This is a genomic window from Luteibacter rhizovicinus DSM 16549 (assembly GCF_001887595.1).
In the GTDB taxonomy this organism is placed as follows: Bacteria; Pseudomonadota; Gammaproteobacteria; order Xanthomonadales; family Rhodanobacteraceae; genus Luteibacter; species Luteibacter rhizovicinus.
Window position 1 is genome coordinate 2,784,019 of the sequence record NZ_CP017480.1, and the last position, 14,730, is coordinate 2,798,748.

11 protein-coding genes are annotated in these 14,730 nt (G+C 65.1%); 5 read left to right on the top strand and 6 right to left on the bottom strand.

Annotated features, from left to right (window positions below):
- Nucleotides 1-187 precede the first annotated feature (187 nt).
- The 3 genes from BJI69_RS12630 (at nucleotide 188) to BJI69_RS12635 (ending at nucleotide 8,223) form a co-directional block, all read left to right on the top strand.
- On the top strand, nucleotides 188-7,312 hold the full coding sequence (locus BJI69_RS12630) for a beta-1,3-glucanase family protein (RefSeq protein ID WP_078023168.1): 7,125 nt from the start codon (nucleotides 188-190) through the stop codon (nucleotides 7,310-7,312).
- Between the two features lie 325 nt (nucleotides 7,313-7,637).
- Nucleotides 7,638-7,775: a hypothetical protein gene (locus BJI69_RS22525; RefSeq protein ID WP_154670745.1), complete on the top strand. Its 138-nt coding sequence runs from the start codon at nucleotides 7,638-7,640 to the stop codon at nucleotides 7,773-7,775.
- A 100-nt stretch (nucleotides 7,776-7,875) separates the two neighbouring features.
- Nucleotides 7,876-8,223 (top strand): hypothetical protein, encoded by a 348-nt coding sequence (locus BJI69_RS12635; RefSeq protein ID WP_046966330.1) that lies wholly within the window; start codon nucleotides 7,876-7,878, stop codon nucleotides 8,221-8,223.
- A 111-nt stretch (nucleotides 8,224-8,334) separates the two neighbouring features.
- Here BJI69_RS12635 and yjgA read toward each other — a convergent pair whose 3' ends face one another.
- A complete protein-coding gene (gene yjgA, locus BJI69_RS12640; protein ID WP_046966331.1) occupies nucleotides 8,335-8,886 on the bottom strand; it encodes a ribosome biogenesis factor YjgA in 552 nt (183 codons plus the stop codon).
- Nucleotides 8,883-9,131, bottom strand: coding sequence for a DUF1653 domain-containing protein (locus BJI69_RS12645; RefSeq protein WP_046966332.1), 249 nt, complete (start codon nucleotides 9,129-9,131; stop codon nucleotides 8,883-8,885). The genes yjgA and BJI69_RS12645 overlap by 4 nt, the downstream gene beginning before the upstream one ends.
- A 120-nt stretch (nucleotides 9,132-9,251) precedes the next feature.
- Between BJI69_RS12645 and pmbA the strand changes: the two genes are divergently transcribed.
- Entirely contained in the window at nucleotides 9,252-10,604 is a 1,353-nt protein-coding gene (gene pmbA / locus BJI69_RS12650; RefSeq protein WP_046966333.1) for a metalloprotease PmbA, read from the top strand.
- 105 nt (nucleotides 10,605-10,709) lie between these two features.
- Nucleotides 10,710-11,114, top strand: coding sequence for a DUF4870 domain-containing protein (locus BJI69_RS12655; protein ID WP_078023171.1), 405 nt, complete (start codon nucleotides 10,710-10,712; stop codon nucleotides 11,112-11,114).
- A gap of 382 nt (nucleotides 11,115-11,496) precedes the next feature.
- Here the strand turns inward: BJI69_RS12655 and BJI69_RS12660 are convergent, their stop codons facing one another.
- Genes BJI69_RS12660 through BJI69_RS12675 form a run of 4 tightly spaced genes read right to left on the bottom strand, consistent with a single transcriptional unit; the run spans nucleotide 11,497 to nucleotide 14,711 of the window.
- Entirely contained in the window at nucleotides 11,497-12,399 is a 903-nt protein-coding gene (locus tag BJI69_RS12660; RefSeq protein ID WP_046966445.1) for a polyprenyl synthetase family protein, read from the bottom strand.
- A complete protein-coding gene (locus tag BJI69_RS12665; protein WP_046966334.1) occupies nucleotides 12,383-12,643 on the bottom strand; it encodes an exodeoxyribonuclease VII small subunit in 261 nt (86 codons plus the stop codon). The genes BJI69_RS12660 and BJI69_RS12665 overlap by 17 nt, the downstream gene beginning before the upstream one ends.
- Before the next feature lie 32 nt (nucleotides 12,644-12,675).
- Complete coding sequence (tilS, locus tag BJI69_RS12670) at nucleotides 12,676-13,971, bottom strand: tRNA lysidine(34) synthetase TilS (protein WP_046966335.1); 1,296 nt, start codon at nucleotides 13,969-13,971, stop codon at nucleotides 12,676-12,678.
- A complete protein-coding gene (locus tag BJI69_RS12675; RefSeq protein ID WP_046966336.1) occupies nucleotides 13,968-14,711 on the bottom strand; it encodes an NYN domain-containing protein in 744 nt (247 codons plus the stop codon). The genes tilS and BJI69_RS12675 overlap by 4 nt, the downstream gene beginning before the upstream one ends.
- Nucleotides 14,712-14,730 lie beyond the last annotated feature (19 nt).

Below are 14,730 nucleotides of genomic sequence, written 5' to 3' on the forward strand. Positions count from 1 at the left end.
CAAGGTATTGTGAGTGTCATCAGGCAGGCGGATGATCCGCCGGCAGACAGCGTATGGACGGCTAAATAGCCTCCCACTCACCTCGTATCGATCGCAGTAAGCCGGCAGCTCGACTCGCCGGCTCGTGCCGTCGTGCCTGTTGCGAACGCGCTGTCCCACAGCGGCTCTCACAGGGGACCCACACCCAATGCAGACACACCCGATCTTGCAACGCAGGGCGAACGGACGAGGGCGGCTGGCAAGCCTGCTCGCGACCGTGCTCCTTGGCGCGACGATGACCGCGCAAGCGGTCACCGTCGCGCCATCGGACCGCCAGGACATCAACCTCGGCGCACGGCCCTGGAAATACACCAAGCAGGCCGTGCAGAACCCGAACGACCCGGTGGTGTACGCACCACTACCCAACGGTGACGACGGCGCGATCCCGACCTATAACGACAGCGCATGGCTGACCGTCGGTATCCCGCATGCCGCCAACGATTTCACCACCTTCATCAACCAGGAGTCCGGCGGCGGCCAGGGCAGCCTGGACGGCGAGACCAGCTGGTATCGCGTCAAGCTCGATGACTCGGCGAAGTTCGCCGGCAAGAAAGTCATGGTCGAGTTCGAAGGCGCCCACACCGGTGATCGCGTCTACATCAACGGCCACTTCGTCCCCGGTACCGGCGTGCTCAACCAGCCCGGTCAGCCGGACGCGAACGCCACCCACGTCATCGGCTTCCTGCCGCACATCGTGGACCTGACGCCCTTCCTCAAGTTCGACGGCACCGACGTCCTGGCCGTCAAGGTCAGTCGCGGTGGCGGTGGCTTCTTCGAGGATCCGGGCTTTTCCGGTTCGTTCCGTTTCGGCCAGGCCGAAGCGGGTCTGTTCCGCCCGGTAAAACTGCACGTGACCAACTTCGTGCACATCCCGGAGAACGTCTACGCGGGCCAGAACACCTGGGGCACGTACGTCGGCACCCAGAGCCTCAGTGCGGACCACAGCACGGCGACGGTCAGGGTTCAGACCAACATCGCCAACGAAACCAACGCTGCCAAGACGGTGACGCTGACCACGCAGATCGTCGATGCCGATGGCAACGTCGTGAAGTCCGACCAGCAGCAGAAGACGCTGCCGGCGAACTTCGTGCCGGGCAACGAAACGCCGGTGTTCGATGAAAGCCTCCAGGTGAGCAATCCGCACCTGTGGTATCCGAACAACAGCGTCAACGGCAAGCCGTACCTGTACAAGGTGCTGCATACCGTCAGCATCGACGGCGTGGTGGTGGATGCGAAGCAGAGCACGCTCGGCATCCGTGTCATCACCTGGGACAAGGACTTCCCGTACGTCAACGGCGCGAAGCAGTACATGTGGGGCGGCTCGGGTCGCTACGACTATCCCGCGCTCGGATCGTCCGTGCCCGAGGAGCAGCAATGGCGTGACCTCCAGCAGCTCGCTGCCGGCGGTGGCAACCTCTGGCGTCCTGGCCACTCCCCGTCGAGCCCCGAGTTCGTCGAGGCCGCGGATGCGCTGGGCGTGTTCATCGTCCAGCCCAGCGGCGACGGCGAGAACGGCTTCGCCACGCCCTGCAAGGCAGGCGACCAGCAGTGCAACGACATGTGGACGATCAAGCGCGAGGTCCATCGCGACATCGTGATCCGCGATCGCAGCCATCCGTCGATCCTGGCCTGGGAGCACGACAATGGCGTGATGTCGACGCCGTTCGCCGTCGAGCTCCGCGCGCTTGCCCGCACGTGGGACAGCATCAATCCCCGCGCCGCGGCCGACCGCACGCCGGACGCCGCCAACGGTGACATCCTCAGCTGCTCGAAGGCCGGTTGCGAAACCTACCTGCACTCGAACGAGTTTCCGAACAAGCCCGCCTGGGGCGCGGAATACTGGGGTCCGGGCACGCTTCGCCATTCGTACGACTACGAGCTGGCGTTCGCGCTGAACTACCTCGTGCCGTACTCGCAGGCCCGCAAGGTCGGCACCTTCGGCATGGCGCAGTGGTACATGTCCGATACGCCGGGCGAAGTCATCGAGATGGTCGAAGGTCTCGAGGACGCCACGCACTGGACGTACCAGAAGAACCCGGACGGCAGCATCGCGACGCATGCCGACGGCAAGCCGATCAAGGGCTTCCGTCACAACGTGCGTGGCAACAACGCATCGATGACCGATGCGAACCGTTTCCCGCGCATGCTGTACTACATCTACGAGTCGGTCTGGGTGCCGTATGACCTGCGTCCCGTGGTGAAGCTGGCGAACACCTGGAATCGCACGGGCGACATCCAGGTCAATGCCTTCAGTAACTGCCCCAAGGTTCGCCTGCTCGTCAATGGCATCCCGCAGGGTAGCGACCAGGTGCCGAACCCCTGGGACACGATCGACGACGCGTCCTATGCCGCCGAAAATGGTCCGACGGACGAAGACACCGGCAAGATCGTCGGCTCCAGCAAGGCGCAGGCCACCACGAAGCTGCCGGGCCAGGTCCACTGGAACGTCACGTGGCAGGCAGGTACCGCGACGGCGCAGTGCATCGATGCACTGGGTAGCGTGCGTAACGGCGCCGATGGCCAGCCGGTGTCGGATACGCTGACGACGGCAGGCAAGGCCGATCACATCGAGCTCGATGTCGTCCCGAACGTGGTCAAGCCGGATGGCACGCGTTTCCAGGTCACGGCCAACGGTTCGGACGCGGCTTTCATCGTTGCGAAGGTGGTCGATGCCAATGGCATCGTCGTGCCGGATGCCGCGCAGAAGGTGACCTTCGAAGTCACCAGCGGTGCGTCGATCGTGACGTACCAGGGCGGCACGCAGCAGTACGTCGATTACAGCGCCGGTGAAGTGCCGGACAACAACGGCGGTATCCCGGAGCCGATCCACAGCTACCACTCGCCGGGTTCGTCGGAGTTGCAGTTCGAAGGTGGCCTGCAGAAGATCGCACTGCGCTCGAAGTTCACCCCGGGCCAGGTGACGGTGACCGCGTCGGCGACAGGCCTCACGGCCGGTAGCGCGACGTTCGCCATCGTCAACGTGCCGGCGCCGCCGACTGCATCGGGTCCGCCGTCGATCATTGCGCAGCCGATCGAACAGGACATCACCGAAGGCGATGTCGGCCACTTCTCGGTGACCGCTTCCGGCACGCCGCCGTTGAGCTTCACCTGGAAGAAGAATGGCGTCGAGATTCCCGGTGCGACCAGCGCGAGCTACGTCACGCCGGCCTCGACGCGTGCGGACGACGGTTCGACCTATAGCGTGGTCGTGCACGGACAGGGTCCGGACCAGGAGTCCAGCAGCGCCGCACTCAAGGTGTTTGCCTTCAGTCCAGTGGTCATCTCCACCCAGCCCAAGGCGCAGAACGTCGACGAGGGCCAGCAGGCTCACTTCCAGGTGGTTGCAGCGGGCTCTCCGACGCTCACCTACCAGTGGATGAAGGGCGCTTCGGCGATTCCCGGCGCGAATGGCCCGAGCTATGACACGCCGACGCTGAGCATTGCGGACAGCAACGTCAACTACTCCGTCGTCATCAGCAACTTCGGTAGCAACGTGCCGTCGCAGGCGGCAGCGCTCACGGTGAATGCCGCGCGTCCGCCGGTGTTTACCGGCACGCTGGCTGACGTCCGCGCGAACCCTGGCCAGCCGGCCACGTTCGACGTGACCAGTCTGGTCGCCGGCACCTCGCCGTTCCACTACAAGTGGTCGGTCGGTGGCGTGGCGGTGGGCGACGACTTGCCGACGCTCACCATTCCCGCCGTGCAGCAGGGCGATATCGGTACGTATACCGTCACGGTGAGCAACATCACCGGCACGGTGGCAACGACGACCGCCAAGCTCACGCTGGCTCCGCCGGGTGCGAACCTGGCGCGTGAAAAAGTGACGGCCTCCTCGCTCGTCGAGAACACCCAGGGCACCGCTGCCTGGCAGGCCGTGGACGGCGACGAGACGACGCGCTGGGGCTCGAAGATCGGCGACGATGCAGCGTTCATGACGGTCGATCTCGGCTCGTCGCGTACGTTCAATCGTGTCGTGCTGAAGTGGGAAAACGCCCACGCCAGCGAGTACAAGATCCAGTACTCGGACAGCCCGGATAGTGGCTTCCAGGATGCGTACCACACCGACACCAGCACCGGCGGCACGGAGGACTTCACCTTCGATCATCCGGTCAAGGGTCGCTACGTCCGCATGCAGGGCATCAAGCGCGCCACGGACTACGGCTACTCGCTGTATGAGTTCGAGGTGTACAACTCGCCCGGTTGCTGTGCCGCCACGGACCGCTATACCTCCGCGACGGGTTCGAACCTGGTGACGGACAACCTGAGTGGCCTGCAGTGGGATCGCGTGCAGCGCGGCTTCACCGACCAGGGCGCGCAGTTCACCCAGTCGGTCGCCATCCAGGAATGCGCGAAGGACGGCATGCGCCTTCCGACGGTCGACGAAGCGCTGGCCATCAGTGGTCAGAGCTACTCGAGCGAAGCGTTCCCGGGTGCATGGAACACGTGGACGGCCGGGCAGGATCCGAACGATTCGACCTTCGCCTTCCAGGTGAGCTCGCTGGGTGATATCCGTCGCGAAGTGGCGGAGAACAACCCGGGTCACGTGCTCTGCGTGAAGGGCACGAAGGTGGTCGCGCCGACCATCACCGCCCAGCCCTCCAACCAGACCGCCGGTGTCGGTCGTTCCGCGCCCTTCACGGTGAAGGCGACGGGCGTCGGTCCGCTCAGCTACGACTGGTACACGGTCACCAAGGACGCCAACGACCAGGACGTGCTCACGTTCGTGTCGAGCACGGCCGATGGCAACTACGCGACGCGTGCCCTCACGGCTGCGCAGAACGGCACCGTTTACCGTGTGAATGTCGTCAGTGCGCAGGGCCTCACCACTGCCAGCAACAACGTGCTGCTGACGGTCGACAACTCCACGGCCGGTATCGACCCGCCGACGTGGGCAGGCCCGGTCACGCAGCCGAACAACGGCGGCGGCAACGACAACGGTGGCGGCAATCCGCCCAGCCCGGGTACGCCGGGTGACGGCAAGGGTGGCGTGAACATCGCCCTCGGTGCCACGGCGTCGTCCTCGTACGACACCGAGCGCCCGGACCTCAATCCCGGTGCGGCCATCGATGGCGACTTCAACTCCCGCTGGGGTTCCATCCAGAAGCAGGACCCGGTCGACCTGATCGTGAACTTCGGTTCGCCGAAGAGCTTCGACCACGTGATCATGCGCTGGGAGAACGCTTCGTCCGCCCAGTACACGATCGATGTGTCGTCGGACGGCACGACGTGGAAAACCGTGGTCGGTCCGGTCGTCGGCAAGGGCGGCGTGGACACGCAGACCTTCCCGGTGCAGACCGCGCAGTACGTTCGCATGAACAGCCTGAAGCGCAACACGGACTACGGCGTCTCGATGTTCGAGTTCGAGGTGTATGCCGCGACGGCACCGACGATCGTCGGCCAGCCGCAGTCGCAGACCGTGACGGCAGGCCAGGCGGCCAACTTCACTGTCGGCGTCAAGGCCAATGGCACGGTGGGCTACCAGTGGCGCCGCAACAGTGCGTCGATCGCCGGTGCCACCCAGGCCAGCCTCGGCTTCAACGCCACGGTGGCCGATGCGGGCAATTACGACGTGGTCGTCACCGACACGGCCGGTCGCACCGCAACCAGCCAGCCGGCGACCCTGGTCGTGCAGCAGCCGGCCGCTCCGCAGCAGCCGGTCTCCGGGTCCAGCAACCTCGCGCTGAACCGTCCGGTGGTCGCATCGGATTCGGAGAATCCGACGGCGTTCAAGCCGGCCAACGTCAATGACGGCGATGCCGGCACGCGTTGGTCCTCCGGTTTCACCGATGACCAGTGGATCGAAGTGAACCTCGGTTCGGTCAAGCTGGTGAACAAGGTGGTGCTCAACTGGGAAAACGCGCACGCGACGTCGTACGTGATCGAAGTGTCCACGGACCACACGACCTGGCAGACGGCGGATGCGAATCCGGCGAGCACGGGTGGCGTGGAGACGCGCACGTTTACGCCGGTCTCGGCGCAATACGTCCGCATGCACGGCATCAAGCGCAGCACGCAGTACGGCTACTCGCTGTGGGAACTGGAGGTCTACGGTACGGACGGTGACGGCACGACGCCGACCCAGCCGACCCAGCCTGGTTCGGGCGATCCGTCGCAGGGCTTCGATTACTCGGTGTATCCGGGCTTCATCGGCACCCAGCTGCGTAACACGACCAACGGCAAGTGGACCGACGACAAGGTGTACGTCGCGGTGATCGGTCGTGACCCGAAGACGAACGTGTTCTCGTGGGTCAAGCCGGATGGCACCGTCGCACCGCTGAAGGTCGAGGACAACGATGGCGCAGGCCACCTGACCAAGAACGGCCAGAACTACCCGAACTACTTCTTCACGCTGGCGCAGTCCAAGCTGCTCCTGCTGCCGAAGCTGGATTCCGGGCGGATCTTCGTTTCGGTCGGTGAACCGATGTACATCAAGGTGCTCAAGGCCGCTGACGATTCGATCGGTTTCGCGGGTCCCAACCCGCTCAACGGTACCGATCCGAACATTGGCGTCTACTACGACTGGTACGAGTTCACCTGGAACGACAACGCCATCTTCATCAACACGACGCAGGTGGATCAGTTCTCCATCCCGCTCGCGCTCGATGTGTTCGGCGGCAACAAGACCAGGCACGTGGCGTCCGGCATCACGCAGACCCGCGCGCAGATCTTCGCGCAGTACAACCAGGAAGTGCCGGCGGAGTTCGCCCTGACCGAGGCCGATCCGATCCGGATCCTCGCCCCGGGCAAGGATCAGTTCGACGTGGGCAAGCCGCAGGAGCATTACTTCGACGGCTACATCGACGATTCGTGGACCTACTACCAGAGCCACCTGTTGGAGATGACGATCGGTAACAAGCAGTTCGAAGGGTCGGTGGTCAACGGTGTGCTGACCTTCCGCCACACGAACTGGGCCGATACGCATGAAGCGGACGAGCCGCAGGGCATGCTCTTCAACGTGCAGAAGCCGACCACGCAGGATGTGCTGGAAGGCAAGGGCGCCCTGGCCCGGTCGAACGACCCCTGGGGCGTGGAAGGCCAGCTGGAGGCGCAGATCTGTGCCGCGTTCAACCGCCACGTGATGGAAGACACCACGCAGTGGAAGGATGCCTCCTCGTTCTACCTGCAGTCGCCGGCGAACTACTATTCGCGCTTCTGGCACCTGCATGGCGTGAACGGCAAGGCCTACGGCTTCGCGTACGACGACGTATCCGACCAGAGCTCGACCTTGATCGAGACGCAGCCGGAACATCTCGAACTCGGGATCGGCTGGTAAGCGGTTGGTGTGACAGGGCGGCGGGTTCATCCGCCGCCCCTTTAAAAGGAGAGCCCGGCTAACGCCGGGCTTTTTCTTTTTGCGACCCCGCCCCCTGTGGGAGCCCACCCCCTGTGGGAGCCGATTCATCGGCGATAACCCGGTCGCCGCAACCCCGGACACCCGTCCGGACGCCCCACATATCGTCCGCGGACACGGACACCTTGTCTGATCACTTCGCGAAAACCGCACAGGAATGCGCCCTGCAGCGGATTTCTCCCGTTGGCACGCCCGATGCAAAGGTATCTACGACTCCACCTCAAACATCGTCTAAAGGACAACGACCATGAAATTCGAAACCGCCATGCTGCACACCTTCTTCGCCGCCAGCGTCCTGACCTGCCTGCTGATGCTGGGTGCCTTCGTCGCTTCGCCCACCACGCATGTCGCGTCGGCTGCCGCGTTCGTTGTCGCTGATCGCTAAGTTGTCTCGGGAAAAGGGACGGGCTGAAACACCCTCGTGTTGATGCTCTTTGCAGTCTCCGATAACGTCGCCAGGAAGACTCGTCCCATGGACATCACAAATGAATCGTCCTCTGAGCGACGGCGAAAGACAGCTTGTCTGCTGGATGCTCGAGCATGGTTCGGTCACAGCAGCTGGCTTCCTGCCTCAAGTTGATCTGCTCGAAGTCTCGCCGTGGAAGTGCCAGTGCGGCTGTGCAAGCCTTCAATTTGAAATCAACGGTTATCCTGCGCCGGTGGGCGGCATGCGACCTTTGGCGGAATACACCTTCCAGGCGGGACTGGAGCGGAGCGGCATTTTCGTCTACGAACAAGCGAGTCGGCTTGCAGGCGTTGAGGTCTACGGGTTGACCGGAGAAGCGGCGAAGACGCTTCCTTCCGTTAGCGAACTCGAGCTTTTCGGCGACTGAGTGCTTCTTTCCCGTTCGTTCCTCAAAGAACAAAAAAAGCCGGCGCTCTGAAGCGCCGGCTTTTTTTTAAGAGCATCGCCGATGAATCGGCTCCTACAGGGAGAGTGGAGCTCAGGTTTCGTCGTCGCCCGTGCCGGCTTCGAGTTCCTTGATGATCCGGTAGAGCTCACGGAACGCATGCAGCGGCTTGCTCGCTTCGCGTTCGGCCTTGGCCTGGCGGACGAGGGAGCGCAGGTGCTGGCGATCGAGTTGCGGGTATTCGTCGAACAGTTCGCCGAGGGCGACGTCGCCGCCTTCCATCAGCTTTTCGCGGCGCGCTTCCAGGCGATGCATGTGCGCGGCTTCCTGGCGCTGGCGGTCGCGGTCTTCGCCGAGTGCGGCGCGCGCATCGGTGAAGGCCTCATCGCCGTGGCGACGCATCTGCTTGGCAAGGAACGCCAGCTGGCGCTTGTGGGCGATGTGGGCGGTGACCTTACGCGTCCGGCCGATCTCGTCGACGATATCTTCAGGCAGCTTCAGCTTGGGGATGCGGCTGGGCGGTAGCTCGACCAGCTGCTTGGCGAGCTTGAGCATGTCGAGCGCGTTGCGGCGCAGTTCGCTGCGGCTCGGGCCGAAGTCTTCTTCTTCGTCGTCCTTCTTCGGGCGATCGTCGTAGGGCTTCATGGCTGGGTCTCCGGCGTGGCGAATAGGTCGGTGGCTTCACCTTCGAAGGCGAAACGGGGTTGCGTGCGACCGTCGTGCTCGACGGTCTCGGCGAACATGGCGGCGGGGCGTACCCACAGGCCGTGCTCACCGTAGAGGGCCTGGTAAACCACGAGTTCTTCCATGGTTTCGCTATGCCGGGCGGTGCCCAGCACGCGGTAGGGCATGCCCTTGAAGTGGCGGTAGAAGCCGACACGGATGCTCATATGGGTTCCATGGCACCATGCGCGGTGCGTTGCTTTTTAATCGGGTGACGCGACCCCATCTGGATGGGATTGGCCGCGTGCGGCCTGCCATTCTAACCGCCAGCCCCCCGGGAAGCCCACGTGAGCCTCGTTTCCACCGTCGACAGCAGTCAGCAGGACCTCGATCGCCTCGCCACCCTGGCCGAGGACACCATCCGCAGGGCCCGCGCCGCCGGGGCAACCCAGGCCGAGGTATCCGCCAGTGTCGATGTCGGCCTGAACGTGAATGTCCGCCTGGGCGAGGTCGAAACCGTCGAACACACGCGGGACCGCGGCTTCGCCCTCACCGTGTACTTCGGTCAGCGCAAGGGATCGGCGAGCACGGCCGACCTCAATCCGGACTCGATTCAGGCCACGATCGACCAGGCCTGCGCCATTGCCCGGTTCACCGAGGACGACCCGGCCTCCGGCCTGGCCGAGGCCGATCGCATGGCCACGAGCTTCCCGGACCTCGACCTCTGGCACCCTTGGGACCTGGACGTGGATCGCGCGATTGCCCTGGGTCAGGAGATCGAGGACGCGGGTCGTGCCATCGCCGGCATCACCAACTCCGATGGCTCGAGCGTGAGCGCTGGCCAGAGTCTGTCGGTCTATGCCAATTCCCACGGCTTCCTCGGACGCGAACGGGGCACCCGGCATTCCCTGTCGGTCGCCCTGATCGCCGGTGACGATGACGACGGCATGCAGCGCGACTATTGGTACGACAGCCAGCGCCGTGCCGCCGATTTCATGGATCCCGCCGCGATCGGCCGCAAGGCCGCCGAGCGCACCCTGGCTCGACTCAATGCGCGTCGCCTGGGTACCCGTCAGGCACCGGTGTTGTTCGCCCCCGAGATTTCCCGTTCGCTGATCGGCCATCTGCTCGGCGCCGTGAGCGGCGGATCGCTTTATCGCCGCTCCAGCTTCCTGCTCGACCACGTCGGCAAGCAGATCCTGCCGTCGTGGTTCCGCATCGATGAGAAACCTCTCATTCCGCGTGCCATGGGCTCGTCGGTCTTCGATGCCGAAGGCGTCGCCACGATCGATGCCCCGCTGATCGTCGATGGCGTGCTCTCGCGCTACATCCTCGGCAGTTATTCGGCACGCAAGCTCGGCCTGACCTCCACCGGCAACGCGGGCGGCGTGCACAACCTGCTGGTGAAGACGGGCGATGACGACTTCGCCGGCATGCTGCGGAAGCTCGGTACGGGCCTTCTCGTCACCGAGGTGATGGGGCAGGGCGTGTCCATCATTACCGGCGATTATTCGCGCGGTGCGTCGGGCTTCTGGGTGGAAAACGGCGAGATCGCCTATCCGGTCGAAGAGATCACCATCGCCGCCAACCTACGCGACATGTACGCCAATCTGGTGGCCGTGGGTAACGACGTGGACCGTCGCTCGCACATCCTCACCGGATCCTGGCTGATCGAAAACATGACGATCGCCGGCGAGTGATCGAGGCGCGCCGCCCCTCGCGGGGCGGCATGTGCCGTAAGGACGGCTTGACACGCCCCCGGCGCTCTCCGACAGTGGGCCTGACATCGCCACCGGAGTCGCACCATGAGTACGCCGTCCGACCAGATTCCACCGTCGCCCCCGCCGAGCCCACCGCCTTACGAGCCGGTTCCGCCGGTGTCCCACGGGAACGACGACAAGAACCTCGCGATGCTCACGCATCTCTCGGGATTCCTGTTCAGCATCATCGTTCCGTTGATCGTGTGGCTGATCAACAAGGACCGGTCCGACAAGTCCTATCTCGTAACCGAGTCCAAGGAAGCCCTGAACTTCCAGCTCACCGTCCTTTTGGGCTACGTGATCTGCTGGATCCTCACGGTCATCCTGATCGGTGCTTTCCTGCATGTGGTGCTGTGGATCCTCAACATCGTCTTCTGCATCCTTGCCGCCGTGCGCGTCAGCCAGTCGGGCAGCTACCGCTATCCGTTCGCGTTGCGGCTGGTTAGCTGAGTTGTCGCAAACAGGGTGACGAAGAGCCCGCGTTAGCGGGCTCTTTTTTTGGAAGGACCGCCACTTCGCGGCGCGTGTATCAGCGGCGTTCGCCGCCTCGCGCTCGCGTGGGTGTGGGAGTCGCGGTCGGGTTGGCCCTTGGGGCCGCCGGCGCAGCTCTTCGAGGCGGGCCGTAGCAACGCGCTCGCTCCGGCCGATCACTGAGCGGCCCTCAGCTTATGCGGCCCCAAGGGCTTTGCTCCTCGCGGCTTTCGCTAGCGATGACCGCAGCGGCATCCCCGCTCCGTTGGCTTTTCGCCGATGAATCGGCTCCCACATGGCTTCATCGCCGATGAATCGGCTCCCACAATGGAAGCATGAGCCCGCGCAGCGGGCTGTCCGATCAGTGCGCGCGCTGGGCGGAGTAACGCGCCAGGTCGGCGAGCCATTCGCCGCGTGTGCCGAGTGGTTCGATGGCGTCGAGGGCATCGCGGACGAGGGTGTCGAGGCGCTCGCGTGAGGCGGGCAGGCCGATGATCGACGGGAAGGTGGGCTTGTCGGCGGCGGCGTCCTTGCCGGCGGTCTTGCCGATAACGGCGGATTCGCCTTCCACGTCGAGGATGTCGTCGCGCACCTGGAAAGCCAGGCCCACGGCATGACCGTAACGGTCCAGGCGGCTGAGCAGGTCGGGATCGGTGCAGCCGGCTGCGAGGGCGCCCAGGCGCACCGAAGCGCGAATGAGGGCGCCGGTCTTGTAGGCGTGCATGCGCTCGAGATCCACCAGTGACAGCTTCTGGCCCACCGCGGAAAGATCGAAAGCCTGGCCGCCGGCCATGCCCTCGGCGCCGCAGGCGGCGCCGAGGGCGCGCAGCATGGCGATGCGCGCCAGCGGATCGTCATGGTCGCCGTGCGGCGTGGCGAGGATCTCGAAAGCCAGCGCCTGCAGTGCGTCACCGGCGAGGATCGCCATGGCTTCGCCGTAGACGATGTGGCAGGTGGGCCGGCCGCGACGCAGGGCGTCGTCGTCCATCGCCGGCAGGTCGTCGTGCACCAGCGAATACGCGTGGATGATCTCCACGGCGCAGGCGGGTGCATCGAGGATGCCGTCGTCGCGGCCGAGTGCGTGCCCGGCTGCGTAGACCAGCAGCGGGCGCAGGCGTTTGCCACCGCCGAGGACGGCGTAGCGCATGGCGCCATGCAGTTCCACGGGAGGAAGGTCGCCGCCGGGCAACGCGCGCGCCAGCGCCTCGTCAGCCCGGCCGACCAGCGCCTTCAGTGGCGCCGGCAGGTCAGTCGATGTGGGAATCAAAGGGTTCGGCGGTCTCGGGGGCTTCGGGATCGAGCAGCAGGCGCACGCGCAGTTCAGCCTGCTCGAGTGCCGTTTGGCAGTGCCGGTAAAGGCCGATGCCGCGCTCGAACGATTTGAGCGATTCGTCGAGGCTCAACTCGCCGCCTTCCATGCGCGTGACCAGTTGCTCGAGCTCGTCGAGCGAATGCTCGAATTCGGCAATGGATGACGCGGGTGCAACAGGGGCGGGGGACTTCGGCATGCCCGCAAAATTAGCTCACATGGCCTTTTTGATCAATCGGAAACGCCGCGCTGCCATACCGGCAAGGCACCTATTCCGTCGAACAAAGCCTTACCGCGATCGTTCATCCAGCGGTCGCCGACCGCGATCAGGCTGCCGTTTTCGCACAGCAGGGGCATGCGCGGTCGCCGCCAGGGCGGCACGGCGCCTTCCTGGAAAAGATCGCGCAGTTCCTTGGTGATGTGGTTGCCTGCGGTGCGAATCCGGTCGCCGCCGCGCCGGTAGCGCACGGTGAGCGGTTCGGCGAGGCGCGCGCCGCCCAGCGTCAGCACGCCGCCGCCGGGCAGGGCCATCGGTTCGCCGTGCCACAGGCCCGTCCATGCCTCGTCGAACGGCTGGTACCGGGACATGGCCCACAACCGCCCCTTCCAGACGCGAACTTCCGTGTCCTGCCAGCCGACGAGTGGCAGGCGTTCTGCCGAGGCCTCGCGTATCTGCCGCTCGAGCGCCTCTCGCTGCGCCGTCGTCGGTGCGCTCAGGCCAGTGGCGTGCAGCCAGTGGTCCAGCAGCGGGGCGCGCCAGGCCGGGCGCAGGTCGAGCCATTCACGGGCGTCGAGGGTGTTCTCGTCGCGGCGCAGGTGGTCGAGTGCATCGATCCAGCTCTCACGCAAGGCGTCCGCCGCCTCCCGGCACAGGCGCGCGCTGTGCGTGATGCTGACGGGTGCCTGCGGCCATTGCGCGATCAGGGCGGGCATGACGGTGGCGCGGAGGTAGCCCCGTGCGATGCGCGGGTCGTCGTTGGAGGGGTCGTGCAGGGTCGACAGTCCATGTGTGGCGACATGGTCGAGCAGCGCGGCACGCGGGAGATCCAGCAGCGGGCGCCACAGCATCCCGGCGGCGAGCGGGCGCATCGCCTGCATCCCCGCCAGTCCGTCCGGACCCGCGCCACGCATCAGCTTGAGCAGCACGGTTTCCATCTGGTCGTCGCGATGGTGGGCGAGCACGATGTGTTCGCCGGGCCTCAGCGCCGCAGCGAAGGCGTCGTGGCGTGCGCGTCGCGCAGCGGCCTCGATGCCTTCGCCGCGCGTTAGGTCCACGGTGACTCGTACCACCTCGATCGGCACACCAAGCGAATCGCACATCCGGCGGCAGTGCACGGCCCAGGTGGCGCTATCGGCATGCAGCCCGTGGTCGACATGCAAGGCGCGCAGCGCCGGCCGCGGCATCTGGCCGGCGAGTGCGTGCAGCAGCGCGGTGGAGTCCGGGCCGCCACTGAAGGCGACGACAAGCGCAACGCCCGGCACGTCGTCCAGGGCTGCGGTGAGGTGATCGATCAGCGAGACGTTCATTTACCTTTGGCACGGAGGCGAACGAAGAGATGCCTTGCGTTGCCGATCGCGCGCTCCTCGACCTCGAACAGGCCGATGCCGTGGATCAGCCCGCTCAGTTTCGAGTAACCGTAGTTGCGCGAGTCGAACTCGGGCGAGCGCTTGTTGATGATGCTGCCGATGGCGCCGAGACTCGCCCAGCCGTTCTCGTCGGAGCCGGCGTCGATGGCGTTGCGGATCAGGTTGACCAGCTTGGTGTCGCCGCGCAGCTCGTGCGCGGTGCGCTGTACCGGCGGCTCGGAGGCTTCGTTCTCCACCGTGCCGACGAGCACTTCCGTGTAGACGAACTTGTCGCAAGCGGAGACGAAGGGTTTGGGGGTTTTCTGCTCGCCGAAACCGTAGACCATGAGGCCGGCTTCGCGGATGCGCGAGGCCAGCCGCGTGAAGTCGCTGTCACTGGAGACGATGCAGAAGCCGTCGAAGCGATTGGAGTAAAGCAGGTCCATCGCATCGATGATCATCGCCGAGTCCGTGGCGTTCTTCCCGGAGGTGTAGGCGAACTGCTGGATGGGCTGGATCGAATGATCGAGCAGGGCGGTCTTCCAGCCGTTGAGGTGTGGGCCGGTCCAGTCGCCGTAGATCCGTTTCACATGGGCGGTGCCGTACTTGGCGACTTCGGCGAGCAGGCCGTCGACGATCGCGGGACGCGCGTTATCGGCGTCGATGAGGACGGCGAGCTTATCGGTGACGTCGTTGGCCATGGTTCGATCCGCGTGCGGG